25 protein-coding genes and 1 tRNA gene are annotated in these 25,855 nt (G+C 56.0%); 17 read left to right on the forward strand and 9 right to left on the reverse strand.

The features are described 5' to 3' along the window. Nucleotides 1-147: 147 nt before the first annotated feature. Complete coding sequence (locus tag L1047_RS13335; RefSeq protein ID WP_235279453.1) at nt 148-1,389, reverse strand: ABC transporter substrate-binding protein; 1,242 nt, start codon at nt 1,387-1,389, stop codon at nt 148-150. Nucleotides 1,390-1,649: 260 nt separating this feature from the next. Here L1047_RS13335 and L1047_RS16670 point away from each other — a divergent pair, with 260 nt between their 5' ends. Further along, the gene (locus tag L1047_RS16670; protein ID WP_235279454.1) at nt 1,650-2,474 is read left to right on the forward strand and encodes an ABC transporter ATP-binding protein; all 825 of its coding nucleotides are present in this window, start codon (nt 1,650-1,652) and stop codon (nt 2,472-2,474) included. Continuing rightward, nucleotides 2,471-3,175: an ABC transporter ATP-binding protein gene (locus tag L1047_RS13345; protein WP_235279455.1), complete on the forward strand. Its 705-nt coding sequence runs from the start codon at nt 2,471-2,473 to the stop codon at nt 3,173-3,175. Before L1047_RS16670 ends, L1047_RS13345 begins: the two co-directional genes overlap by 4 nt. Nucleotides 3,176-3,238: 63 nt before the next feature. On the opposite strand, the gene recN is transcribed toward L1047_RS13345, so the two are convergent. Continuing rightward, nucleotides 3,239-4,951: a DNA repair protein RecN gene (gene recN, locus L1047_RS13350; RefSeq protein ID WP_235279456.1), complete on the reverse strand. Its 1,713-nt coding sequence runs from the start codon at nt 4,949-4,951 to the stop codon at nt 3,239-3,241. Between the two features lie 130 nt (nt 4,952-5,081). Here recN and L1047_RS13355 point away from each other — a divergent pair, with 130 nt between their 5' ends. Further along, nucleotides 5,082-5,669, forward strand: coding sequence for a DUF924 family protein (locus tag L1047_RS13355; protein ID WP_235279457.1), 588 nt, complete (start codon nt 5,082-5,084; stop codon nt 5,667-5,669). Between the two features lie 239 nt (nt 5,670-5,908). Next, nucleotides 5,909-7,078: a hypothetical protein gene (locus L1047_RS13360; protein ID WP_235279458.1), complete on the forward strand. Its 1,170-nt coding sequence runs from the start codon at nt 5,909-5,911 to the stop codon at nt 7,076-7,078. Between the two features lie 36 nt (nt 7,079-7,114). Here L1047_RS13360 and L1047_RS13365 read toward each other — a convergent pair whose 3' ends face one another. Beyond that, entirely contained in the window at nt 7,115-7,822 is a 708-nt protein-coding gene (locus tag L1047_RS13365) for an HAD family hydrolase (protein WP_235279459.1), read from the reverse strand. 209 nt (nt 7,823-8,031) lie between these two features. Between L1047_RS13365 and L1047_RS13370 the strand changes: the two genes are divergently transcribed. Then, entirely contained in the window at nt 8,032-8,640 is a 609-nt protein-coding gene (locus L1047_RS13370) for a hypothetical protein (protein ID WP_235279460.1), read from the forward strand. A 23-nt stretch (nt 8,641-8,663) separates the two neighbouring features. Here the strand turns inward: L1047_RS13370 and L1047_RS13375 are convergent, their stop codons facing one another. From L1047_RS13375 to L1047_RS13385, 3 genes are all read right to left on the reverse strand, one after another. Next, entirely contained in the window at nt 8,664-8,903 is a 240-nt protein-coding gene (locus L1047_RS13375; RefSeq protein WP_235279461.1) for a hypothetical protein, read from the reverse strand. Nucleotides 8,904-9,093: 190 nt separating this feature from the next. Continuing rightward, the gene (glgX, locus tag L1047_RS13380) at nt 9,094-11,211 is read right to left on the reverse strand and encodes a glycogen debranching protein GlgX (protein ID WP_235279462.1); all 2,118 of its coding nucleotides are present in this window, start codon (nt 11,209-11,211) and stop codon (nt 9,094-9,096) included. A gap of 154 nt (nt 11,212-11,365) precedes the next feature. Beyond that, on the reverse strand, nt 11,366-11,650 hold the full coding sequence (locus tag L1047_RS13385) for a DUF4870 domain-containing protein (RefSeq protein WP_328286082.1): 285 nt from the start codon (nt 11,648-11,650) through the stop codon (nt 11,366-11,368). Nucleotides 11,651-11,901: 251 nt separating this feature from the next. On the opposite strand from L1047_RS13385, the gene trpD reads away from it, so the two are divergent. From trpD to L1047_RS13445, 12 genes are all read left to right on the forward strand, one after another. Beyond that, a complete protein-coding gene (gene trpD / locus L1047_RS13390; RefSeq protein ID WP_235279464.1) occupies nt 11,902-12,933 on the forward strand; it encodes an anthranilate phosphoribosyltransferase in 1,032 nt (343 codons plus the stop codon). A 7-nt stretch (nt 12,934-12,940) separates the two neighbouring features. After that, on the forward strand, nt 12,941-13,693 hold the full coding sequence (locus L1047_RS13395; RefSeq protein ID WP_235279465.1) for a M48 family metallopeptidase: 753 nt from the start codon (nt 12,941-12,943) through the stop codon (nt 13,691-13,693). A gap of 24 nt (nt 13,694-13,717) precedes the next feature. After that, nucleotides 13,718-14,398 (forward strand): precorrin-8X methylmutase, encoded by a 681-nt coding sequence (locus tag L1047_RS13400; RefSeq protein WP_328286071.1) that lies wholly within the window; start codon nt 13,718-13,720, stop codon nt 14,396-14,398. 116 nt (nt 14,399-14,514) lie between these two features. Next, a tRNA-Leu gene (locus L1047_RS13405) sits at nt 14,515-14,597 on the forward strand. A 156-nt stretch (nt 14,598-14,753) separates the two neighbouring features. After that, nucleotides 14,754-15,365 (forward strand): pentapeptide repeat-containing protein, encoded by a 612-nt coding sequence (locus L1047_RS13410; RefSeq protein WP_235279466.1) that lies wholly within the window; start codon nt 14,754-14,756, stop codon nt 15,363-15,365. A gap of 148 nt (nt 15,366-15,513) precedes the next feature. After that, entirely contained in the window at nt 15,514-16,989 is a 1,476-nt protein-coding gene (locus L1047_RS13415) for a cobaltochelatase subunit CobN (RefSeq protein ID WP_328286072.1), read from the forward strand. Nucleotides 16,990-17,066: 77 nt separating this feature from the next. After that, a complete protein-coding gene (locus tag L1047_RS13420) occupies nt 17,067-17,378 on the forward strand; it encodes a DUF2605 domain-containing protein (RefSeq protein WP_235279467.1) in 312 nt (103 codons plus the stop codon). Further along, on the forward strand, nt 17,378-17,641 hold the full coding sequence (locus tag L1047_RS13425; protein WP_235279468.1) for a DUF2973 domain-containing protein: 264 nt from the start codon (nt 17,378-17,380) through the stop codon (nt 17,639-17,641). Before L1047_RS13420 ends, L1047_RS13425 begins: the two co-directional genes overlap by 1 nt. Then, the gene (locus L1047_RS13430; RefSeq protein ID WP_235279469.1) at nt 17,638-18,132 is read left to right on the forward strand and encodes a GerW family sporulation protein; all 495 of its coding nucleotides are present in this window, start codon (nt 17,638-17,640) and stop codon (nt 18,130-18,132) included. Before L1047_RS13425 ends, L1047_RS13430 begins: the two co-directional genes overlap by 4 nt. A gap of 248 nt (nt 18,133-18,380) precedes the next feature. Then, nucleotides 18,381-19,559 (forward strand): 1-deoxy-D-xylulose-5-phosphate reductoisomerase, encoded by a 1,179-nt coding sequence (locus tag L1047_RS13435; RefSeq protein WP_235279470.1) that lies wholly within the window; start codon nt 18,381-18,383, stop codon nt 19,557-19,559. 116 nt (nt 19,560-19,675) lie between these two features. Then, nucleotides 19,676-20,578 carry an ABC transporter ATP-binding protein gene (locus L1047_RS13440; protein ID WP_235279471.1) on the forward strand — a complete coding sequence of 301 codons (903 nt, stop codon included), beginning with the start codon at nt 19,676-19,678 and terminating at the stop codon, nt 20,576-20,578. 75 nt (nt 20,579-20,653) lie between these two features. Then, nucleotides 20,654-22,420, forward strand: a complete 1,767-nt coding sequence (locus L1047_RS13445) for an ABC transporter ATP-binding protein (protein WP_235279472.1) — start codon at nt 20,654-20,656, stop codon at nt 22,418-22,420. A 127-nt stretch (nt 22,421-22,547) separates the two neighbouring features. On the opposite strand, the gene lgt is transcribed toward L1047_RS13445, so the two are convergent. The 3 genes from lgt to L1047_RS13460 all read right to left on the reverse strand — a co-directional run bounded on the left by lgt (nt 22,548) and on the right by L1047_RS13460 (nt 25,686). After that, a complete protein-coding gene (lgt, locus tag L1047_RS13450; RefSeq protein ID WP_235279473.1) occupies nt 22,548-23,687 on the reverse strand; it encodes a prolipoprotein diacylglyceryl transferase in 1,140 nt (379 codons plus the stop codon). 135 nt (nt 23,688-23,822) lie between these two features. Further along, nucleotides 23,823-24,980, reverse strand: coding sequence for a tetratricopeptide repeat protein (locus tag L1047_RS13455; RefSeq protein WP_235279474.1), 1,158 nt, complete (start codon nt 24,978-24,980; stop codon nt 23,823-23,825). A gap of 13 nt (nt 24,981-24,993) precedes the next feature. Then, a complete protein-coding gene (locus L1047_RS13460) occupies nt 24,994-25,686 on the reverse strand; it encodes a response regulator transcription factor (protein WP_235279475.1) in 693 nt (230 codons plus the stop codon). Nucleotides 25,687-25,855 lie beyond the last annotated feature (169 nt).

Here is a 25,855-nt window from a genome sequence, read left to right on the forward strand (position 1 = left end):
TCTAGGATCCCATCCTCAACCCAATTCCTCCAAAGCAAATAAGAGCCTGCAAAGAATTCTCCTCACAGGCCCATCCGTGTAACCGGTGTCAATAGGTGTTCTGAGAACGTTACTGATCAGCAGGATCAGCCTCGAATCCACAGAGAATTAGCTCTCCGGCTCAAACACCTCCAAATCCACCACAGTGCCCCCTTGGAAGGTCCAGCGGGCGAAGGTACCGGCCACATCACCATTCTCGTCGAAGTTGATTGACCCAGAAGCACCCGTGTAGAAAATGTCTTCCCCTTTGCTGATGAGATCGACAGCTTTTTCCCATTCACCAGCGAGAATCTCGGTGCCGGGGGGGTTAGCCACCTCCCGCAGAGCATCTCGAATGGCAACTCCATCGGTGCTACCGGCTTTTTGGATGGCTAGAGCCAGCACGAAGGCAGCATCATAGGAGGTGTCGATGTAGGGAGTAGGGGGCAGTTCTCCGTAGGCTGCTTTATAGGATTCGGCAAAGAACTGGTAGGTTTTGCTATCGGTAAGGGCTTGCGGAGAAACGCCGATGGATCCTTCCAACAGATCTGCCCCCACTTGGGTAGCCACATCGGGAGAGCGCATTCCATCGGTGAAGACGAACCGGTCAAACAGCCCTTCTTCCAGGGCTTGCCGCAAAATGACCACACCATTTTCCGGGTAACCAATCAGTACCAGCGCCTCGGGATCCCCATTGGTGAGTTGCGAGAGCTCGCCCCGATAAGAGGCTTGGCCGGGTTCGTAGGAGACGGCATTGGTGATGATTCCGCCACGCGCTTCAAAGGCTTCAGTAAAACTGTCGGAAAGCCCCTGGCCATAGTCGTTGTTGATGAAGATGATCGCCAGCCGTTCCAGATTCTCCTGTCGGGTTACCTGGGCCAGTGCTACCCCTTGATAGGCATCAGAAGGAACGGTACGGAACAGGAAGTCGTCGTCGTCGAGGGTGCTGATGGCGGGAGCCGTGGACGCTGGAGAAATTTGCGGGATCCGATTGGGGGCCGAAACAGTGGTAGCCACCGGGATCGTATTGCCACTTCCCAAAGCACCAATGATCCCAGCCACACGCTCAACGGTCGCTAGGCGCTGAGCCCCATCAATGGCCGGTTGAGCGGCGGTTTGATCGTCTGCTACCACCAGTTCTGCGGGAGCCCCCAGGATCCCTCCGGCGGCGTTGATCTGCTCGATGGCCAGTTTCACACCATTCAGGCAATTTTCACCGAAAACCTGCAGGTCACCGGTTAGGGGCATCAAGGCCCCAATCTTGACCGCCTGTTGAGCGGCGCTGGGAAACAGAGTGGTGGTGAGGGCAGCAGCAGTAAGGGCGGCGGCAGCGGCGAAAGCACGCCGAGTCAGTTTACTCACACGGGACATAACAAACAACCTCCTGTGAGGAAAGAAAACAATAGGAGTCCTCAGAAAAAAGCCGAGCGTTAATTGTATAGGCCAGACGCTTGCTCACCTCAAAGCGTTCCCCACTCCCTCAATAAAAATGGATGTGCTAGATCCCAACAACCTTTGTAAAGTTAACTGCAGAATTCAGGGGCAGTTGCTCCTGCAGGGATCCGGGAAGGATAATAAGCGAACTCGGCAGTTGTATTCATTATGCAGTGTGTTCTTCCTAGGGCAGTAGCGTGATTGTTATCGATGATATCTCTAAACGGTTTGGCGGCATTAATGCAGTGGATCGCTGTTCTTTCCGAATTGAGACCGGTCAGGTGACGGGCTTGATTGGCCCCAATGGCGCTGGCAAAACCACGCTTTTTAACATCATTGCCGGGTTTATCCGCCCGAGTGCTGGGCGGATCTGGCTAGATGGGGTGGATGTCACCGGGTTGTCCCCCCATCGCCTGTTTCACCGTGGTTTGGTGCGCACCTTTCAGATCCCACGCGAGTTTGGTCGCATGACGGTCTTGGAAAATCTCATGGTGGTGCCCCCAGAGCAGGCGGGTGAGAACCTGCTCACCACCTGGTTTGGCTGGCAGCGGGTGAGGCGGCAAGAACGGGATCTGCAAGCCCGAGCTGAAGAGGTGTTGGAACGGCTAAAGCTGATTCATTTGCGGGATCAACTGGCGGTTACCCTTTCTGGTGGGCAAAAAAAGCTGCTGGAGCTGGGGCGGACGCTGATGACAGATGCGCGGGTGATTTTGCTGGATGAGCCGGGTGCTGGGGTGAATCGTACCCTACTCGGAGATTTGATGAGTTTTATTGAATATCTGAATCGGGAGCGCGGCTGCACCTTCTGCATCATTGAGCACGATCTGGATCTGGTAACTCGCCTTTGTAACCATGTGGTAGTCATGGCGGCAGGTCAGGTGCTTACCCAGGGATCCATGCAAGAGATTAAACAAAACCCGGAGGTGCGAGAGGCTTACTTGGGATCTATGACCGTTGCCGACCGACCCAGCCAGCCCCAACCCTCTACCTCCGCCATGTCTCCAGAAGGATCCCCGTCATGACCTTGCTGGAACTGCAGAATCTCTACAGTGGCTATCGCGGCGTGGACATCCTGAAAGGGATCCACCTGGAGGTGAAACAGGGGCAAATCGTGGTGATCATCGGCCCTAACGGCGCGGGCAAATCGACGGTGTTGAAATCCTTGTTTGGTTTGGCCACCATCCGAGCGGGTAAGGTGCTGTTTCAGGGATCCGACATTACCCGGCTAGCGGCAGAACAGTTGGTGCGGCGGGGGATTTGTTTTGTGCCTCAAACAAACAATGTCTTTCCGTCCCTGTCGGTGCAAGAAAACCTGGAGATGGGAGCCTTCACTCGGCAGGATAACTACGCCAGTCAGTTGGAGCGAGTCTACGAACTGTTCCCCCCCCTGAAAGAGAAACGGCGACAAGCAGCGGGATCCCTGTCGGGAGGGCAGCGACAAATGGTGGCAATGGGGCGGGCCTTGATGGTAGAGCCACAGTTGTTGCTCTTGGATGAGCCGACCGCGGGCCTATCCCCACTGTTCATCGAGCAAACCTTCGCCATCCTGCGGGATATCAACCGCCTTGGCATCAGCATCCTCATGGTGGAGCAAAACGCCAAGCAGGCCCTAAGCATGGCGGACTGGGGCTATGTGCTGTCGATGGGGGAAAACCGCTTTGAGGATACCGGCCCCAATCTGTTGACCAATCCTGAAGTGCTAGAGCTGTTTTTGGGCGGATGAATTAGGTTCTTGGCAGTGGTTAGGTAGACGAGTTTTGACAAGGAGATCCCTCAAAGAGATCCCTCAAGCAGGACTCGCTACCTGTTGTTTGCGCATTTGAGCAGCTTGGTTGAGGAGGGCTTCCACAAATGTCATCGCCTCTTGGGCCGAGTGACCAGCAGTGAGTTGCGCCAATTCTTGGCGGCGTTCTTCTTCTCCCAAGGGATCCACCCGCACCGAGGTTCGTTTTTTCTGCACAACTTTGTGGACACGCAGGTGGTGATCCGCCAGGGCCGCGATCAAAGGTTGGTGGGTAACACAGAGGATTTGGTGATCTTGGGCGATACTGTGCAGTTTGGTGGCGATGGCTTGAGCCACTTTGCCGGAAACCCCGGTATCGATCTCATCAAAAACCATCGTGGCAACCGGGTCGATACGGCTAAATACAGCTTTCAGAGCCAACAAAAAGCGGCTCATCTCCCCTCCAGAGGCGATGCTGGCCAGGGGTTGTAGCGGCTCACCGGGGTTGGGGCTAATCCAAAAACTTACCTGATCCCAGCCTTCCGCCGTCGGGGATCCGGTTTGGATTTGCACCTGAAATTGCACAGCGCTCATCCCCAGTGGTTGGAGTTCCTGTACCAGAGACTTTTCCAATTGGCGGGCTGCCTGTTGCCGCAGTTGAGATAGCCCCTGGCAATGGTGCTCTAGTTTTTGAGAAGCCTTATTGAGCTGAGCTTGCAGCTCCTCCAGGTTGGTGCCATCCCCTTGAATTTGGGCCAATTTCGCCTGGATCTGTTCCGCATGGGCGATGACGTGGGCCAGGGTGGGGCCATATTTGCGGCAGATCTGCTTGAGTTGAGCCAACCGCCGCTCGATCTTATTGAGGCGACTGGGATCCGCCTCCAGTGTTTCCCCGTAGCGAATGAGTTCTCGTCCGGCCTCTTCCACCTGGATTAGAGCGCTGCTGACCATTTCTGCTAGAGGGATGAGGTCGGGATCCACTTGGGCCATATTCTGGAGCAACCGTTCTGCTTGCCCCAAAAGGTCGGCAATCGCTGAAGAGCCGCTATCGTTTTGGTAGAGCAGTTGGTGGGCTTCGTAACTTTGCTTTTGCAGTTCCACACTGTGGGCGAGGCGATCTCGTTCCCGTTCCAGTTTGCCGATTTCGTCTGGATCGTCCAAGCGTAGGGCGGCTAGCTCCTGGGCCTGGAACTCCAGCATGTCCAACCGTTGCAGGCGCAGTTGCTGGTCTTGCTGGCGGGACTCGATTTGGGTTTTTAGGTGGTGCCAGGTCTGGTAGAGGGCACTCACCTTGGCCCGTGCTTGCAACAGCTCTCCACCGCCAAAATCGTCCAGCCAACGGCGCTGGGTCTGGGGAGATTGAATTTGCACCGTTTGCCCCTGGGCAGTGATTTCTACCAATTTGGCCCGCAAGCTGAGCATCTGGGTTTTGTTGACCAATACCCCATTCACCCGTGAGCGGCTGGTGAGTTTGCCGTTACCTTCCCGTAACACCAGTTCCCGACTACAGACCAGGCCTTCTTCTAAGGGGTCAATTTGTTCGTGTTCCAACCAGGCTTGTAACTCGCCATTGAGACGAAAAATCGCCTCGACTAGCCCCCGCTCACTGCCGCTGCGCAAAGACCGAATCGTTCCCCCTAGAGCTACATCCAAAGCATCGAGGATGATCGATTTTCCCGCGCCGGTTTCTCCGGTGAGCACGTTTAACCCTGGCTGAAAAGGAATCTCCAGTCGCTCGATTAGGGCAAAGTTCTCAATCCGCAACAGGCGCAACATAGAAGGATCCCGTGTGCTCAGCGTGCCGTTGGCAGTTTAAGGATAGGGCTTGCAGGGGCCGTTCTGTCTCACGTTAGCGTACCCACAACCACCCAGTAGACTGGTGCAGTGGCCGTTGGGAGATCTAAACGTGACTGTAGCCGCTACCACCCCGGAAGAGATCTTAAAGTTCTGGTTCGGGGATCCCACAGGCTCAGAATATGGTCAGTCACGCCCTGAGTGGTTCAAAAAAGACCCGGAATTTGACCGGACGATCGAGGAACAGTTTTTGCCAGTGTATGAGCAGGCGGCAGCCGGGCAATTGGAATCCTGGCAAGGCTCCCCATCAACTTGTCTGGCCCTGATTCTGGTGTTGGATCAGTTCCCCCGCAATATGTTTCGGGATACCCCCCGTGCTTTTGCAACGGATCCCTTGGCTTTGCAGGCGGCACGACAGGCGGTGACCCAGGGCTTTGACCGTCAACTGTTGCCGGTGCAGCGGTGGTTTGTCTATTTGCCTTTTGAGCACAGCGAAGATTTGGCGGATCAACAGCGATCAATGGAGCTATTCGGGCAGTTGCAGTCGGATCCTGCTAGCCAGAGCGCTATCGACTACGCCCGTCGCCATCTGGAGATCATCAAGCGCTTTGGCCGTTTCCCCCATCGCAACACCATTCTCGGTCGCCCTTCCACACCCGCAGAACTAGAGTTTCTCCAACAGCCGGGGTCTTCTTTCTAGCCCTTGGCCTGCACTTAAGAATTTGTAAAAAATCAAACATAAGGTAGGACTCTCTGGCGGCTGCCCTGACGAATCGGCACAGAAGGCGAAATTTCACGATTTTCTACCGTAACTCCGCGATCTAGCGGAGAGGTTCTCAGCAGAATTTCCTACGTGATCTTCCAGAAGATCGACTATCATGAACCCAGTTGGATACAAACTTGTTCCGTGGTTACACGACCTCGCTGTATTGAAAGGCTATGACAAGCGCCCTACGAGAAATGCCAATTGGCATCAACGCCTATGTCCGTTACCGAGGCTGTGACTTTCATCTGCTCTGCCGCTATCACAACGAAATTCTGCGGGTGAAGCAGCTCTATCAGAATTTGGCCGCTTGTTTTGCCTCGAACCCAGAAGAGCTAGTGTGGGTGCCAATCCGGGATCTGGAGCATGTGAGCCTCCAGGAACTGCAAAAGATTCTGAACCTTGCTCCCCCGGTGCCGGTCAAGCTCTACACAGTGCCAGAGGTGGAAACCCCCACCCCCCAGACCCAGGCCCCCACTCAAGCGCCGACGGGCCAACGCACCCACACTCCCACCCGTGGTAGTACCCGTAGTAATACCCATGCCTCTCCCAATCGCGTAACTCAATCTCAGGCCCGCGCAGCAGCGCCCCAAACCTCCAATCCGCTCAAAACTTCAAATCCTACGCCGGCTGTACGGCAGGTGTTGATTAGCCAAACGGATCCGTTCCAGGCCAAACTCTGGCAGCTGGCACTCGGATCCCAGGGGGTACAGGTGATCTTGGCGGATGCGGCGGGAGATGTTGAGAATCTTTTGGATCAGGTGAAGCAATATCGCCCCCATTTGCTGATTCAAGACATGGGTGCAACCCAATTTAACCCCTACGAGTTTTGTCGGGATTGTCATGGTCGCTACCCGAAGTTGCCCATTATTCTGACCCATGCAGTGAACCGAACCATCGCCGATGGAGAAAAACGCTGGGCTACTTCGCAAGGGGCTGCAGATATTATCCCGGCCCTGAAGCCTTCGGTTCAAGAGTTGATCCCATCTTTGGTGTATGTGCTAGGTCGCTTGGGTTTGCCTAGACCCGATGTGGAAATCCTGAAACGCTCCCTCAGGCCAACGGGATCCCAGCGCACCGGTTCTGCTGTCCCCGCTCCCTACGGATCCCGCTCTATAGCACAGGCTGCCAAGATCCCAACACCTCCGCCCCGTCCAACTCACTCCCCGGTTCCAGCCCCTTCGGATCTCTCGCCCCACCGCCCCCATCGTCCCTCCTTGATGGCCTTCATAGGAATGCCAAGGTCTGAGCCGAAACCGGCGGAGCAAAGGAACAAGCAGCAGGATCATGAACAGCAGAGCTCTTGGCTGCAAAAATGCTGGCAGGTTCTTAACGCGCCTGTCTAGACTTCGAACATCAGGAGCTAACAGCTCAGTCTCAAATCAGTCTCCTGGAGTGAGGATCGCCAACAACTGCGGTAGATACTCAATGAGATGGGTATGGGGCTCCTTGGCCAACGCTTCAGCAGAATGGGATCCACGGGTTACCCCGATCACATAACGACATCCGGCACGGGATCCCTGTTGCAAATCCGAAGGGGTATCGCCCACTTTGGCCACCTGACTCACCTGATCCACCCCGGTACGGCGCATCGCCTCAAAGATCATGTCTGGGTGGGGGCGACCGTTGGCCACTTCATCGCTAGTGACACTGGCATCAACTAAGCCCTGTTCCAGCCAGCCCAACCGTTGCAGCAAAACATCTGCTGTAGCCCGGTCAAACCCTGTATCCAGAGCAACGCGGATCCCTTGTTGCTTTAGGGCAGCAAAGGTTTCTGCAGCTCCGGTGGCTTCTTGAACATCGGGATCCGTCTGGTAAAAGCGAATCATGGCTTGCAGGTAGAGGCTGTGAACTTTGTCCACGAGTTCCGGGGTTACCTGTGTAGCATCCGGCCAATGATCCTGCAGTAACTGATGCACGGCGACAGGTTTGGGATAGCCCATGACAGGGTTGGTTTCCGTTAGCCCAATCGGGATCCCCACCTGTGCAAAGGCGGCGATCAAGGCTTTGCTGACATCGTCGTTGTCTTTGACCGTGGTGCCAGCCATATCGAACACCACCAAGCAAATGGTCATAGCAGCCTCGCTCATCCCCCCTCACTTTACAGGGGATTCTGACTCAACCTTCAGCCTTGGCCAGCCATTCTCGGTAAGCCCAGATACGACAGGACTGAGGGATCTCCGGTTTGATTGAGCGCAAGTTTTTATCTTTGTCAATTCCCAAACCCTAGAGAGGAGATAGTATCATACCTTGGTTTAACGAAAAGTCGTCCCAAATTAGCCGATGGGGTCGTCGTCAATTGTTGCGGTATGGAGCGGCAAGCTCTGGGGGGAGGTCTCCTTGCTTCTGGCACAGCATAAGCGCAGCGGAAATCCTCGCCTATCCGGTGCAGGGATCCCTGGAGAAAATCAGCTTTGGCACCAACTGGTATGCCCAGGCTGAGCACGGGGGCTTTTATCAGGCGCTGGCCACCGGCCTTTACCGGGAACATGGCCTGGATGTGACGATCCAGATGGGTGGCCCCGGCATCAATGTGACACATACCATCGAAACCACGCGTCGCCTCGTAGAAACTGAACCGGATCGGTTGCAGCGTTTTGTGGCTGCCTCAATCAAAGGTTGGTACAGCTTCCTGGAGGATCCCCGCCCGGCCTTCCGGCTGATTCAGCAAGATAACCCCAATATGTCCAATGCCCAGTTGGTCTACAGCCACGAGAAACTGCAGGAATACGGCATCATCAAGTCTGGCGATGCGCTGGAGAAGGGGATTGGCGCCGTGACCCACGAACGCTGGCCAACCTTCTTCGACACCATGACCGTAGCCGGTGTGTATCCGCCCACCTTGCCCTATCAAAATGCCTATACCCTCGATTTCATCAACAAGGGAGTAGCTGCCTATCAAGCCTAGAGCGATTAGAGATCCCAGTTATTTCAGCAGTGCGGAACAGAGGGGTTCTTCGAGCCTGGCGAGGAACGTCGTTTGGAGCAGCGACGCAATAACCAACTGGCAGCGGCCCGATCTCCTTCATCCCAGGCCAGGCGTTCCACCGCCACCATCACCATTGAGGCAATCACAGCCTCACTCAAATGGCGAGAGCGCAAATCCTGTACGGCTGAGGTGGCGGCCTCGAGGTCGCGGCTACGAATCGCGCGGAGCAGATCGTCAAACATAGGCGAGGGCCAGCTAGCCTTATTACCATCCCTTCTGTCACACTTACACCCCGAAGAAACAAAGCTTCCGTTTTGCTTCCACTTCCCGTCAGACAGCGCAAGGGTTCGTCTTGCTTCCTTAAATTGCCATAGGAAACGTTACACTTTTTGCTGCTGGATGTGGAGATCCTTTTTGTTCCCAACGGGATCCCTACAAGCGGCGCAACACCAACATTGACCGATCCTGGACTTGAATGGGTTTATCCCCCTCATAACGGGGCCCCACCTCGACAAAGCGGGCTTTACAGGTATCGATCACCAGCACCCATTGCCGACTTTGCAACCCCACTGGCAGGAGAAACTCCAGCGGCTCGTAATGGGCATTAAACAGCAGCAGAAAACTGTCATCCAAAATCCGTTCTCCCCGTGGGCCAGGAGTGACGATCCCTTCTCCGTTCAGGAAAATGCCAATCGCCTTGGCAAAACCCACCTGCCACTGTTCTTCGGTCATTTCGCCACCATCGGGGTTAAACCAGGTGATATCTGCCACCCCCCGGATCGATCGCCCCTGGAACCACTTGCGGCGACGAAACACCGGGTGTTGACGACGGGAAAAAATCAGTTGTCGGGTGAAATTGAGGAGGGAGCTATTCTCGTCCGGCAAATCCCAGTTGATCCAGGAAATCTCGTTGTCTTGGCAGTAGGCGTTGTTGTTGCCCTTCTGAGAGCGGCCCATTTCATCCCCTGCCAACAGCATCGGCACCCCTTGGGATAGGAAGAGCGTTACCAAAAAATTACGGTGCTGCCGTTTGCGTAGGGTTAACACCTCGGGATCCGTGGTATCTCCCTCAATGCCGCAATTCCAGGAGCGGTTGTGGCTTTCGCCGTCGCGGTTGTCTTCGCCGTTGGCCTCGTTGTGCTTTTCGTTGTAGCTAACTAAATCCCGCAGGGTAAAGCCATCGTGGGCGGTGATGAAGTTGATGCTGGCGTTAGGGGTGCGCCCGTTGGTTTGGTACAAGTCGGAGCTGCCGGTAAAGCGATAGGCAAACTCTGCCAGGGTTTGATCTTCCCCACGCCAAAAATCCCGCACGGTATCCCGGTACTTGCCGTTCCATTCCGACCAGCGCAAGGGGAAATTCCCCACTTGGTAGCCCCCTTCTCCTACATCCCAGGGTTCGGCAATCAGCTTCACATCGGAAAGGGTGGGATCCTGATGAACAATATCAAAAAAGGCGGCCAAGCTATCTACTGCAAACAGTTCTCGTGCCAGAGCAGAAGCCAGATCAAAACGGAAGCCATCCACATGCATCTCCGTCACCCAGTAGCGCAGGCTATCCATGATCAGCTTCAATACCTGCGGATGCCGCACATTCAAGGAGTTGCCACAGCCGGTGAAGTCCATGTAGTAGCGGGGATCCCCGTCCACAAGGCGATAGTAGACCGCATTGTCGATGCCCCGAAACGACAGGGTTGGCCCTAGGTGATTGCCTTCGCCCGTGTGGTTGTAAACCACATCCAAAATCACTTCAATGCCCGCTTTGTGTAGCGCCCGCACCATTTCCTTGAACTCTCGTACCTGTTGGCCACAGGAGCCGCTGGCGCTGTAGCCGCTGAAGGGGGCGAAGTAGTTGACCGAGTCGTAGCCCCAGTAATTCACCAGCCCTTTGTCCACCAAGTGACCGGGGTGGGAGAGAAAGTGGTGAACCGGCAGGAGTTCTACAGCCGTAATGCCCAGCTGTTGCAGATGGGAAATGGCGGCGGGATGGGCCAATCCAGCATAAGTACCGCGCAGTTTAGGGGGAATCTCCGGGTGCAGTTGGGTAAAACCTTTAACATGCAGCTCGTAGATGATCGTCTCGTGGGCTGGGATCCGCAAAGGCTCATCCCCTTGCCAGTCAAAGGAGCCATCGATGACCACCGCTTTGGGCACCAGAGGGGCACTGTTGCTATCCGAAAAGCTCAGATCTGCTTCTGGAGCCTGCCAGTCATAGCCAAAAATTTCTGGGCCAAAGCCGATCAACCCATCAATAGCTTTGGCATAAGGGTCAATCAGCAACTGGTTGGGATTGAAGCGCTGGCCATTTTGCGGATCGTAGGGGCCATGCACCCGAAAGCCATAGCGTTGCCCAGGGGCAATGCCGGGTATGTAGCCATGCCAGACAAAAATATCCCGTTCGGTCAGCGATAGGCGGGTTTCGTTGCCTTCCCCATCGAACAGACACAACTCCACTGCGGTGGCATTTTCGGAATAGAGGGCAAAGTTGGTACCTCGGCCATCCCAGCGGGCTCCGAGTGGGTATACCTCGCCAGGCCAGAGGGGAACATACATGGGCAGAGATCCTCTCGGCTGAACTGCAAACCTTGAACTGTCGGCGGGAAAAATTCGAGACGAGCTCGAACAGGATCCTAGTAGCTCTCAGCTCCGTCATTGTTGCACACTTCCTGATTGCACACTTTCTGAGAGGGAATTTCCTCCACCCCTGCTAGAGATTAACCAGCTGCAAGCAAAAGGGATAGCGGTAGAGCTTGCCCTTGTAAGCGTTCACACTGGCCAAAATCATCGTCACCAAACCAAAGATGAACAGGCCCAAAAACGCCAGCGGTAAGAGGATAAAACCAACCACCACAAAGGTGAGAATCAGACCCAGCACTCCAACCACGATGAAGTAAATGAACATCGAGATCTGAAAGTTGAGGGATTCTTGGGCGTGATCTCTGATAAAGCTGGACTCTTTCCCCTTCACCAGTAAAATTAGCGGGATGAAGATCTAACCAAAGCCTACCAAGTACCCTGCTAGAGGAGCCAATTGCGCAATTAAGGCCAGGGTTTTCTCTTCATCTGTTGGCTCCGTCACAGGCTGAAGGGTGAACATGGCAGGGGGTCTCCGGCAGTGACCAGCAAGATTTTAGCCGGGAGCCGGGTACGGTTATCTTTCAAGTGGTGAAGACTCAAACGCCACCCTGAGAGGGCTGATACAGTACCTATGAACCCTTTACTCTCCAATTAGGAACCTCCCCGATGACGGAATCTGCCGACCTCTGGCCACAGCTTTTGGCGCAACTGCTGGATCGACAGTCCCTAAGCGAAGCTCAAGCCGAGCAACTTATGAATGGCTGGCTGGACAATCAGGTGCCGGATGTGGTGTCGGGGGCGATCCTGGCGGCTCTTCAGGCTAAGGGAGTCCGTGCCAGCGAATTGGCAGGCATGGCGCGGGTGCTGCAACGGGCTTCGATCGGATCCCCGCTGGAGTTGCCTTTGCTGGTAGATACCTGTGGTACCGGCGGCGATGGGGCGGGCACGTTTAATATCTCCACGGCGGTGGCTTTTGTGGTCAGCGCGGCAGGGATCCCGGTGGTGAAGCATGGCAATCGTTCGGCCTCAAGCAAAGTGGGATCGGCAGATGTCCTGGAGGCTCTGGGAGTGAATTTGGGGGCTGAGCCGGAGCGGGTTCGGGCTGCTGCTACCGAAGTGGGCATCACGTTTTTGTTTGCTCCCAACTGGCATCCGGCCATGCGAGCGGTGGTGCCCTATCGGCGGGCTTTGAAGATCCGCACCATTTTCAATTTGCTAGGCCCGTTGGTGAACCCTTTTTATCCCAATCGGCAGGTGATCGGGGTTTATGCCCAAGAGCTGGTGCCGATTATGGCAGAAGCCCTACAGCTGTTGGGACGAGAAGGGGCGATCGTGTTGCACAGTCGTGAGCGACTGGATGAGGCAGGACTGGATCAACCAACAGATTTGGGGGTGCTTGCCGGGGGAACAGTACGAGCAGAGGTTCTCGATCCGCGAGACTATGGACTGACCTCAGCCCCCACCCAAGCCCTGAAAGGTGGGGAATTGCCGGAAAATACCGCCATCCTCACCCGAGTTCTCCAGGGATCTGGAGAACCGGCCCAGCGGGATGTGGTGGCCTTGAATGCCGCTTTGGCTTTGCAGGTGGCAGGAGCCGCCCCCAATTGGGGAGCCGGGATTGCTCAGGCCCAGGACATTCTTGCCAGTGGAGCTGCCTGGGAGCGGTTGCAGCAGTTGGTGGATTTTCTTAAATCTTGACGCTGATATGAGAGCCGAACAACTGAACTTATTTGCAGAGCTAGCGGAGCCAAGTCCGGTGGAGCCCTGGCCGAGCATCCGAGAAAGTTTGCGGGCCCGCCGGGTGATCTTGACCTATTCTCCCCGCAAGGGGTTGGAACTGGTGATCCCGACCGGGTTTGACCGCAGACGGATCCCGGATATCCTGCGCACCCATACCGCCTGGATCCAACACAAGCTGCAAAGGCCTGTTCAAACCGCTCCTCTTTTGCCGGAGAGAATTACCCTACCCGCCCACCCTACCCCAAACTCTCGTACCGAATGGACTGTCCTCTACCAACCGAGCGGCAGCCCGCCCACCTGGAAAGAACGGGATGGGATCCTGTTACTCAACCGTGGACAGGATAACCCCGAGCTGTGTTGTGTTCTTTTGCAGAAGTGGTTACGCAGTCAGGCCAAAGCCTGTTTGGATCCCTGGATCCATCAGCTCAGCCGGGAATTGGGCTTACCGTTTGCCCATCTCACCATTCGGAGCCAACAGACCCGCTGGGGCAGTTGTTCCCGCAAAGGTAATATCAACCTGAATGACAAGCTCTTGTTTCTACCCACAGACGTAGTGCGTTATGTGCTGATTCATGAGTTGTGCCACACCGTTCACCTCAATCACTCCGCCGCTTTCTGGAAACGGGTAGAGTGCCATGAACCTCATTATCTCTATCTCAAATCTCAACTCAAAACCCTGCTGGATCGGATCCCTGCTTGGGTAGAGAACTCCCGATAGCCGAGAGTTTTTCTGGGCCCGATCTTGACTCAACATGACAGTGCCACCGGATCCACCCCTCAACGACAACTGGGAATGGTTATGGATGAAGCCTCGGTTGATCCAATTACAGCAGCCAGCTTTCGCCAAATTGACCAGGAAATTGGCCCGCACCCGTGGCAAGGGATCCAGTACGAAGTGGTACGACGAGCCATCCATGCTACCGCCGACTTTGAATTGCGGGATCGCTTTGTGTTCAGCTCGAACGCCATTGAACAAGCTCTAGTAGCCCTGCGGGAAAAACGGCCTGTCATCGTCGATGTGAACATGGTGGCTGCCGGGATCCACTCTCGACTGGTGGCCGCTGGGATCCCGTTACATTGTGCTCTGGACTGGGTGGAAGAACCCCGTTTGTCTGGGCAAACCCGCACCGCCAATGGCATGTTGAACTTGGCGCAACTTTACCCAGAAGCCCTATTTGTAATCGGCAATGCCCCCACAGCACTGCTGGCGTTGGTGGACGAGATTCAGGCTGAGCGGGTACAACCGTGTGTGGTGATCGGCGTGCCGGTGGGGTTTGTAGCGGTGGAAGCGGCCAAGCAGGCGTTGGCACAAACGAATGTTCCCCAAATTCGGGTGGAAGGGCGTAAAGGCGGATCCCCAGTGGCGGCGGCGATCGTCAACGCCTTGCTGACAGCTGCCCAACGGGATCCCACCTCAAACTGACTCAGATTGGGGGTAAGTCTTCAGAACGATAGAACGATCACCTCATGATCACTTTCATCCCGCTCAGCCAAACTGTTTGATAGAGTAGTACGGCTGTGCGGCGGTCGCTGCGGCAGGGGATCGTGGCGGAATGGTAGACGCTACGGACTTAAAATCCGTTGTTCGCAAGAACGTGAGGGTTCGAGTCCCTCCGATCCCATCATCAGAAGTTCACCATCTCCTTGGCCTAAGCCACTTGTGGACGGTCTAAACAATGGGGTACACCTTATTTCTTTGCGGGTGGTGCGGGTCAGATTACAGTAAGGATACAAATCGAACACTGTATAGACTTAACCTTTTGCGTTGGTAAGCATCGATGGCTCATATCCACTCAGCCTCCGAACTGCTCGCATCCTATGCCCAGGGCAATCGAGACTTCAGCGGTGTCACTCTGCGCCTAGCGGAACTGATCGGGGCCAACTTGCAAGGGATCCAACTGGTACGGGCCGATTTGGTGGGGGCGGAACTGATCGGGGCCAATCTCAACGAAGCGAATCTGACACGAGCAGAGCTGATCGGGGCCAATCTGATCGGGGCCAATTTGCGACAGGCGGATTTGACGGGTGCGGACTTTAGTGGGGCAGATCTGAGTGGGGCTATGCTGAACGAGGCGCTGTTGTCGGGGGCTAGGTTGGGCGGGGCCAAGCTGCGCATGATCAAACTGAATGGCGCCAATCTGGCTGGGGTCATCTTAGTGGGTGCAGATTTGATTGGGGCAGACATGATCGGGGCTAACCTAGTGGGGGCTAAGTTTGGAGGTGCCGATCTACGCGGTACTGACCTAAGCAAAGCCAACCTGCGGGGGGCAGATTTTTCAGGAGCCAAAATTACCGGAGCCAAATTGGCTCGAGCCAGTTTTGACTCTACTACGATCTTCGATGCTTCTTTTGATCCGCTGCAGGCAGGGATGTTGCTGGTCAAAGAGTAGGCACTGAGTACTATAGATCTGGGTTGAGAAAGTTGGTTGTCTCTGGATCCCAAATTCTGCCCAAGGTTCTGTCACGGATTAGATGCGTCTGCACTAGCTGTAGTGGATAAGGAACTCTGTCCCGCTGCGCAACGCTGGAAAAAGCTGTATGTCCGATAATTTTCGCTGGATCGGAGATGGAGTTACGGCTCTGGAAGCGCAAGCCCGCCTTTGGATTGCCCAACGGCTGCAAGGGATCCCTTATGATCCGCCACCGGGGCCTGCGGCCCAACGAGTGCTGCACTGGATGGAAACGGATCTCCTCCCCCGCCTGCAACAAACCCCCCAAGAGCTGCACAACCTCTTGCACGGGCTGAATGGCGGCTATGTGCCCAGCGGGGCTTCCGGCGCACCCACACGGGGACGGATGGAGGTTTTACCCACCGGGCGCAACTTCTACTCGGTGGATATTCGCGGTATCCCCACCCCAACCGCCTGGCAAGTCGGATCCCTGGCGGCAGAACGGGTGGTGGAGCGCTATGTGCAGGAACAGGGAGACTATCCCCGCAGCTTGGGTCTCTCTGTTTGGGGAACCGCCACCATGCGTACCGGCGGAGAGGATTGGGCGGAAGCCCTAGCTCTGTTGGGGGTGAAGCCCCGTTGGGATGGGGGGCGGGTGGTGGACTTCGAGATCACGCCAGTTTCCGTGTTGGGGCGGCCGCGCGTGGATGTCACCCTGCGCATTTCCGGCTTCTTTCGGGATGCTTTTCCCAATTTGATCGCCCTGTTTGACCGGGCTGTGCAAGCCGTAGCCGATCTGGATGAGCCGGGAACTGAGAACCCATTACGGGCTCAAGTGAGGGCTGACTCTCAATACTGGCAACAGCAAGGGATCCCGCCCCAACAAGCTGAGGAACGCTCGCGGCTGCGGATCTTCGGCTCCAAACCGGGGGCCTATGGGGCCGGGTTGCAGGGGCTGATCGAGGGGCAAAATTGGGAAACCGAGGCAGATCTGGCGCGGGCCTACTTGAACTGGAGCAGCTATGCCTACCGAGCCGAAGCAGAGGGACAGGCCGCTCCAGAAGCCCTACAGCGGCAACTGGCCCATTTGCAAATTGTGCTGCACAATCAAGACAACCGCGAACACGACCTGCTGGATTCCGACGATTACTACCAGTTTCAGGGGGGGATGGTGGCGGCGGTACGTACCCTTCAGGGGCGGGAGCCCCAGGTGTATTTCGGGGATCATGCCCGCCCGCAAAACCCCAAAATTCGCGCTCTATCAGAAGAAATTGACCGGGTTTACCGCTCGCGGGTGATCAACCCCAAGTGGATCGCCGGAATCCTGCGCCACGGCTACAAAGGGGCCTTCGAAATGGCTGCCACGTTGGACTATCTGTTCGCCTACGATGCCACCACCCATACTGTGCCGGACTTTATGTATGCGGGTCTGGCCCAAGCCTATCTCTTGGATCCCCAAGTGCAGGCTTTTTTGCGGGCCCACAACCCCTGGGCGTTGCGAGACATGAGCGAGCGGCTGCTGGAGGCCCATCAACGGGGCTATTGGCAGGAGGGGGCCACAGATTGGTTGCCTCAGCTGGAAACCCTGATGCTGCAGGCGGAAGCCTGGCTGGAATCACGGTGAAGGGGATCCCTGGGCAACAAAAGTTAAGTTCTGCTAAGATTTTCTTATCTTAACCAGCTATTGAGGGATCCCACGCCATGAGCAAAGCGGAGCTATTGCAAGAGATCCTGGGGCCGTTGCTGGAGGACTACCGCTACTGGTTTGAGCGGTCTCGTCGATTTTTACAAGAAGAAACGCTGGACTTTATCAGCCCACAAGAACAACAGTCCATCTTGGAGCGAGTTCTAGCTGCCCAATCGGAGTTACAGGTGGCAGACGCTCTCTATCAGTTATCGGATAATGAAGTTGGCATCGATCCTGGTCTGATGGCAAAATGGCATCGCTTACTGATGGAATGTGCCGAGCTTGGTCGTCGATTTCGCCAGATTCACCCCTCCTCCGACTCCTGATGCTCCAGATTCTCTACCTCATCGCTTTTGCGGCCATTGCCTTTTTGGCCCTGCGTAACTTGGTCTCCAACCTCATTACCCTGGGGATAGAAGAGCGCAAGGCATCTCCCCGTCGTTCTCGTAAGCGGGTACCCCACCCAGAACTGGTGGATGAGGATGGCAACCTCACAGAAGAGCCCCTGTTGGTGATCCGCTCGACTAACCTGGATGAGGCCCGTAACCGCTTGGAAGACCTCTATTCAGGCTCTCCGGACGAAGATTGATCTGGATCCTCAAGTCCTTTGCCAACGGGCTGCTGGCAGCCACGGTAGGTTGGGGTTGTTATGCAGGTGAGTGGGCCGAGATGGGATCCGAGTTCAACGTCGAAACGGTACTGGAAGCGGTGCTGAGCAAGCTGAGGGTTTTGGCGGAAACGGGGCAGACCTTCGGCCAGCCGATCACCATTGGTGAGACGATTATTGTGCCCTATATGTCTTTGCACTTTGGCTTGGGCGGTGGTGGCGGCAACTTTGGCAAGACCCCTTCAGGCTTTCGGGGTAATGGGGGGGATCCGGCCAGCTTGTTCGGAGGTGCCGGCGGTGGGGTGCGCATCGAGCCGGTCGGCTTTTTGGTGATCCGCGGGGAACGAGTGGAGTTGCTGACCACCGAACAGAAACCCAGCCAGTGGAACCAACTGAGCGAAACCTTGCTCCCCTTGTTGCAGCAGTGGTTGCAGAGCCGAGTTGAGATCTCGCACGGATCAGAGGTTGACTGAGCCAATGAATCCCAACGGGATCCTTTTTAGATTTTTTGGATTTGGGTGGGATCCCGGAATGGCTCCCTGCCTTTTCCGGCTTTATAGTGCTTTATAGTTCCGACTTCACACAGGCCCTTGAGCTAGGCAAAAAAACTTATGGAGCAAAGGATTGACCTGAATCTGCTGTATCAGATAACGCTGGAAAAGGCTGTAAGGTGAAAGGGAGCAGCATCTTCACCTTTTCTTTAGGCGCAAAGGGATTTTTCATGCAGGCCATCACCTTGCTCGGCTCCACCGGCTCCATCGGTACCCAAACCCTGGACTTAGTTGCTCAGTATCCAGAGCGCTTTCGGGTGGTCGGCTTAACCAGCCACAACAACATCACCCTGTTGGCGGAGCAGGTGCGGCAGTTCCGCCCCCAGATCGTTGGCATTGGCCGTGAGGACTTGCTGCCGGAGCTAAGGTCGCTGTTGGACGGGATCCAGCCGCTGCCTGAGTTGGTGGCGGGAGCCGACGGACTGTGTCAGGTGGCCGCCCATCCTGATGCAGAGCGGGTGGTAACGGGGATTGTCGGCTGCGCCGGTTTGTTGCCCACCTTGGCGGCCATCCGTTCCGGCAAAGACATTGCCCTAGCCAACAAAGAAACCCTCGTCGCCGGTGGCCCGGTGGTGTTGCCCTTAGTGCAGGAGTACGGTGTCAAGCTGATCCCCGTCGATTCCGAGCATTCCGCCATTTTTCAATGTTTGCAGGGGGTGCCTGAGGGGGCGCTCCGGAGAATTTTGTTGACCGCTTCGGGGGGGGCCTTCCGGGATTGGCCATCCGAGAAGCTGGATCAAGTAACCCTGGCGGATGCTCTCAAACATCCCAACTGGGTGATGGGGCGCAAAATCACCATTGACTCCGCCACCCTAATGAACAAGGGCTTGGAGGTGATCGAGGCCCATTGGCTGTTCGGTCTGGACTACGACCACATCGACATCCTCATCCATCCCCAAAGCATCATCCACTCTCTGATTGAACTGGCGGACACTTCCGTCTTGGCCCAACTGGGTTGGCCAGATATGCACCTGCCCATTCTCTACGGGCTCAGCTGGCCGGAGCGCCTCGCTACGCCCTGGGATCCCCTTGATTTGGTTAAGCTGGGATCCCTCACCTTCAAGGCCCCTGATCACCGCAAGTATCCTTGCATGAAGCTGGCCTATGCTGCCGGGCGGGTGGGTGGGACACTGCCGGCAGTGTTGAATGCTGCCAACGAGGCTGTTGTGGCCCTGTTCTTGGAGGAGCGCATCCACTTCTTGGATATCCCGCGGCTGTTGGATCAGGTTTGCGAGCGGCATCGGCTGATTGCGGATCCCGACCTCGAGGACATTTTGCAGGTGGATGCCTGGGCACGGCGGGAAATTAGGCAACTGGCGCAGCAAGCCCCGGCGCAGGTTTTGGTCTAGGGGTCCTCTAAAGGGCTATTTCACAGCACGGATCCACAGTCTAGATCTGTGCAAGATCTCAGGGGTAACGGCCCAAGTTGGCGTTAGCCTGGGTCAGGTATTTGCCGGATGTGACTATGTTGGTAGCCCACGATCTACACAAAACCTATACCAACGTGGAAGTGGTGCGCGGCGTAGAACTCAACCTGGATACAGGGGAAGTGCTGGGCTTGCTGGGGCCGAATGGGGCGGGCAAAAGTACCACGATGGGCATGCTTTACGGCATGGTGGTGCCTACGCAGGGGTTTGTACGCCTAGATCACCTCGATATTCACACCCAGGGATCCCTGGCCCGCCGCCAAATGGGCGTGGTCACCCAGGATGACAACCTGGATCCCGACCTGGATGTATACGAGAATCTGATCTGTTTTGCCCGCCACTGTCGATTGGTGGGCCGCGAGGCGAAACACCGGGTGGCGGAGGTGATGGAGCAAGTCAGTTTGTTGGGGCGAGAAAAAGCCAACGTGGAGGAGCTTTCCGGCGGCTTGAAGCGGCGGTTGGTGCTGGCGCGAGCCCTGTTGAACAACCCCAAAATTGTCTTTTTGGATGAGCCCACCACCGGTTTGGATCCCGATGCTCGCCAAGACTTTTGGAAGCTGGTAACCCAACTGCGTCAGGCGGGGCGGGGGGTGTTGCTGACCACCCATTACATGGACGAGGCGGAACGGTTGTGTGATCGGCTGTTGTTGATGCAGCAGGGGCAAATTGTGGATCGGGGCACCCCGGCGCAGCTGATTGAACGGGTGGTGGGGCGAGAGGTGTTGGAGGTGGAAGGGATCCCAGGCAAACGGGTAGAAGCGCTAGCCGAGCGGGCGGGGGTATGGTGGCGACCCTTCAGTACCGGTTTTTTGGTGGTGTTGCCCAGTACCGATCCCCAGTCTTTTTTCCATCGGATCGAAGATGAGCAGCCCAGCCGACTGTTGCGCCGCAAAGCCAACCTAGAAGATGTGTTCCTGCGCCTAACCGGAGATCGCCTTTAGATCCTCAGAGCTCCAATCCCTACCGGGGGGATCCGGCTCAGCGCTAAAGTGAGAATAGACCCAGGGAGCAAGTGAGTGGCCAGATCCGGATCCCATTTACAGCAATTGGCCCACTACCTGCGCCCTTACCAACGGCAAGTGGCCTTGGGGATTGGATCCCTGCTGTTGGTAAATGGCTTTGGGGTGTTTCTGCCCTGGTATATCAAACTGGTCATCGACGATCTGAGCCAGAATCTGGCTTCTTTACAAGCTCAGCGCGTTGTGATCTATGCCCTGACGGTGTTGATCGTCTCCAGCCTGATGATGGGGATCCGCATCGCCTCGCGGGTCTGGATGTTTGGGGTGGGTCGGCAGGTGGAGTTTCACCTCAAACAAGTGATCTTCGAGCATTTACTCACTCTGCAGCCTTCCTACTTTGCCCAACAAACCATTGGAGATATCCTCACCCGGGTCACCAGCGATGTGGAAAATATCCGTCGTCTGCTGGGATTTGCCCTGCTCAGTTTGGCTAACACGATCTTTGCCTATGCCACCACCTTGCCGGCCATGTTTTGGATCGATCCTGGCCTCAGTGCCTTGGCTCTGTCGGTGTTTCCGGTGATGTTGGTGCTGGTGAAGCTCACTAGTGCCCGCCTGCAACAGCAACAATTGCGGGTACAACAGCAGTTGGCGGAGCTGAGCGACCTGATTCAAGAGGATATGAACGGCATCACCCTGATCAAGGTCTACGGCCAGGAACAGCACGAACAGGGGGAATTTCGCCACCAAAACCAGCGGCTTTTACAGGCCAACTTGCGCCTAGCCCTGACCCGTAACCTCCTGTTTCCCTCTCTGGTGGCTTTGGTCAGCCTCAGTTTGTTGGTGCTGTTGGCGGTGGGGGGGCCCCAGATTGCCTCAGGGGTGCTGACGCTTGGAGATTTTTCCGCCCTGACCCTCTACATCGAGCGGCTGGTGTTCCCGACAGCTCTGCTGGGCTTTACCATTACCGCCTATCAACGGGGTCAGGTTAGCCTAGAGCGCATTGATGCCCTGCTGCGGGTGGAGCCCACCATTCAGGATGCCCCGACGGCTTTGCCCCTGCTCCCGGAAACGGTGCAAGGCCAAATCGAGGGCCGACAGCTCACCTTTCGCTTTGCGGATGCTAGGGATCCAGCTTTGGATCAGTTGCAGTTTCGCATCGAATCCGGCCAGATGGTGGCGATAGTCGGGCCGATTGGAGCGGGTAAATCCACCCTCGCCAATGCGATCCCCCATCTGCTAGAGATTCAACCCGGACAACTGTTTTTGGATCAGATCGATATCACCCAGCTCCAACTGGGATCCCTGCGTCAGGCCATTGCCTATGTGCCCCAGGAGAGCTTTCTGTTCAGCGCCACCGTCCGCGACAATATCCGCTACGGCAAACCGGAGGCAGAAGACTGGGAAGTGGAACTGGCGGCCAAAGCAGCCCACATTCACTCCGAGATCCTTAACTTCCCCAAGGGCTATGACACACTCGTCGGGGAGCGGGGGATCACCCTTTCTGGTGGGCAACGGCAACGGGTCGCTCTGGCCCGAGCTTTGCTGGTGGATGCACCGATTTTGATCCTGGATGACTCCCTCTCCAGTGTGGATAACCAAACGGCCCAATCGATTCTCTACAACCTGCGCCACGCCACCGCCCAGAAGACGGTGATTTTCATCGCCCATCGCCTCACGGCTGTTGTGGATGCCGATCAAATTTTGGTCATGGAAGGGGGACGGATCGTCCAAACGGGATCCCATGCAGAATTGATGGCGGATCCAGAGGGGTTATACGCCTCCCTTTGGGCCAAGCAGAAGCTGGAAGAGGTGCTGGTTTGAAAATGCTCCCGCCAAGATCCTAGGAAAGAAGTTGATTCAAGCTCGGCATCTTCGTAAAACCTACAACAGCAAACAGAGCTCTAAGTGTCAAGTGTCGTGCAAGACCCCAGAACAAAATCACTCCCTCTTAGGCCAGCCCCTCTCCCTCCTTACCTTCCAACCGACAGAACAATTGCCGCATGATCAGCTCCCGCTGCCCAATGGAGAGAGATGGGGCGAGGGTACTGGGGAAGTGGGGCATGGCTAAGGTGACCCGATCCAATAAGTCGGCACGACTCTGTTTTTGTTGAATAGACCAGGCCCGTTCCAAGATATTTTGGGCCGCCTCCGGTTCTAAACCTGCCTCTTCCGATAGCCAGGCCGCCAGTTGTTCCAGATCGGGGTCAAAGCGTAGCCGATACATGTAGACCAGCATGCCAATCCCGAGCACAAGACCCAAGCCACTGGCCACATAAGCCACCTTGATGGAGGTTCCGGGCAGATAGGCCACCGCCGACACCCGCAACATTTCGTAAGGGATCCGAATCAAGCTATAGCCGACCACATAAGTCCAGACCCAGGTGCCATCCTTGAGTTTGGGGGCCCGCCAGAACATCCCCATTAGCAGGGCAAACAACACCAGATTGAGGACGCTTTCGTAGAAGAAGATCGGGTGGAAAAACTCAAACTGGCTGTACTCCGGCTCACGGGCTTGGGGAGGGATGTACACCTGCAACGGCCAGGTGCTACCCGGCGGGAGCGGGGCTCCATAGGCTTCTGAGTTGAAAAAATTGCCCCAGCGCCCGATGGCTTGGCCCAAGATCAACCCGGGGGTGAGGATATCGGCATATTTCCAACCGTTGATGCCGGTGGTGCGGCCATAGAGGTAGAGGGCTAAGCTCCCAGCCAGCACACCGCCATGGATGATGATGCCCCCCTGCCAAATGGCAAAGGCCGAGAGGGGGTTATCACTAAACTCTGACCAATGAGTGAGCACATAGTAGAGCCTGGCCCCCAAAAAACCAGATACCACCAGCCACAGAGCCAGCATTTCCACCCGTTCGCTAGCTTTCCCCGGTTCTTTCTCCAGATGTCGCGCTTCCGCCAACGCCTTGGTCAGGATCAAGCCAATCAACACTGCCGCCGCCATCAACAAGCCGTACCAGCGCAAGCCCAAGCCACCTACCCCAGGGGTATCGACAGGAAAGCGGAAGACAAATTCTCCAGGAGAGCTGAAGGTGAGGCCCAACAGCCCGGGATCCCATGAGTTCATCAATATGCTCTGCACCTCAATCCCCCTCCACTCAGTTCCAAAATTACCCACAACTACACTTTAAGAAAGACAACTTAAGTCAAGATCACCTGGGATCCATACCCTATCGCTAGGGATCCCTTTTACCCCATCCGAAGTGCCAACCCCCCCTCACCTGCCAGACGAGGGCAAATCCAAACCGGCCAACAGGGCTTGAAATCGTTTGTTTTTGCGCAAGCGCTCCAAGTCGGGATCCGTACGGGCGGCAGGCCCATACTTCTGGGGGTTCAGCTGAATCGCCTCGGCAATACAGTCTATCGCCTCACGGGTGCGTCCCATTAAGGCATAACAGTAGCCTTTGTTGTAAATGCCATTGGCATGCTGGGGATTAACTTGCAAAGATTTTTCGATGCTAGTCAGTGCCTCTGTTAAGCGGCCCAACTTGGTGAGGGCATAGCCACGGTTATCCCACGCTTCAAAATTGCTGGGGTCACACTCCACTGCCCGATCATAGGAGGTGATTGCCTCTTCTACCCGTCCCATGTGCCGCAAGACTAAGCCACGATTATTCCAAGCATGGGTAGCTTCTCGGGAGCTAGATCCGGGTTTGCTGGCCAAAATCTGCAAGACATGCTCGTAGATAGCCAGCGATTCTGGGCCTTTCGGCAGTAGGGTGCCTTTATTCATCCAACAGCCAATGTGCTCGGGATCCACCTTTAGCCCTTCCTCGTAGGCTTCCAGAGCCGCTTTCGGATCTTCACAGGCGGTGTAGCAACAGCCCAAGTTAAACCATACCTGTGCGTCGTCGGGGTTGAGGTGGAGGGCGCGGCGAAAGCAGCCCACCCCGCGCAAGGGATTGCCTAAACTGAGGAAGATGTTGCCCTGATTGCTCCAGGCTTTGTAGTAGCTGGGGTTAATTGTCACCGCCTGCCGGTAGGCCTCTAGCGCTGCTTTCCACTGGCCCAAAGCTGCAAGGCTATTCCCTTTGTTGGCCCAAGCTTCGTAGTGGTCGGGGTTGAGGCGGATCACCTGCTCAAAACTGTCAGTTGCTTCCAGGTGATGATCCCAATCCGCCAAAGCAAGACCCCGATTGTTCCAAACCCGCTCCTGATCAGGGCGTAAAGCTAGGGCGCGGTCAAAACTTTCAAGGCTAGCGGGGTAACGGCCCAAATGAGCTAGAGCTAGGGCGCGGTTGACCCATGCCTCAAAATGGTCGGGATCCCAGGCGATTACTTGGTCAAATTGCAGTAGCGCCAGTTCCTGTTGCTGGTTAGCCAGGTAGCGTTGGCCCAACTGCAGACGATACTCCACCTCAAGGGGATCTGGCATAGAGGCGGTACCCTCACTCGCGCATCACGTAACCCACCCCACGCACGGTCTGGATGAGGCGCTTTTCCCCTTGGTCTTCAATCTTGAGACGCAAATAGCGAATATAAACCTCGATGATGTTGGAGTCGCCCATAAAGTCGAACCCCCAGACATGCTCCAAAATCTGTTGGCGGGTGAGTACCTGTCGGGGATGCTCCATCAGATAGCGCAGCAGGTCATATTCTTTAGCCGTTAGCTCCACCCGCCGCTCTCCCCGGGTGACCTCCCGTGTCAAGGGATCCAGAGTTAAATCCATAAAGGCCAAATGGCCAGCATGGGATCCCTTTTGGCGGCGCAGATGGGCCCGCACCCGCGCTAGGAGCTCTTGAATACTGAAGGGCTTCACCACGTAGTCATCGGCCCCGGCATCCAACCCCGCTACCCGATCCGACACATCATCTCTAGCGGTCATCAACACCACCGGCACCCGATTGCCTGTGGAGCGCAGTCGCCGACAAATTTCCAAGCCTGAGATGCCAGGCAGCATCCAGTCCAGCAGCACCAGGTCGGGCTTTTGGTCGCGGGCTGCCATCAACCCAGCTGTACCATCGCTGGCCACACTGACTCGATACCCTTCGTAGGTCAGCTCCGTCTCGACAAAACGGGCCAGTTTTGCCTCATCTTCGATCACCAGGATGTGGGCAGAGGACGGGTCGGTTTCTGACATACGCTCTCCTGAAGGGAAGAGACAGAAGAATTGCCTACTGCCCACAAGCATACCCCAGCCCTACAAGTCAATTGCCAGGGGATCCCTCCCTATACCCTAGCTAGTCTTATGGAACGGGTTCAGGGTTGATGCTCGAGAGTCCGGTGGGTTATCCAGAAAGGGATCCGCG

Source organism: Synechococcus sp. Nb3U1, from assembly GCF_021533835.1.
In the GTDB taxonomy this organism is placed as follows: domain Bacteria; phylum Cyanobacteriota; class Cyanobacteriia; order Thermostichales; family Thermostichaceae; genus Thermostichus.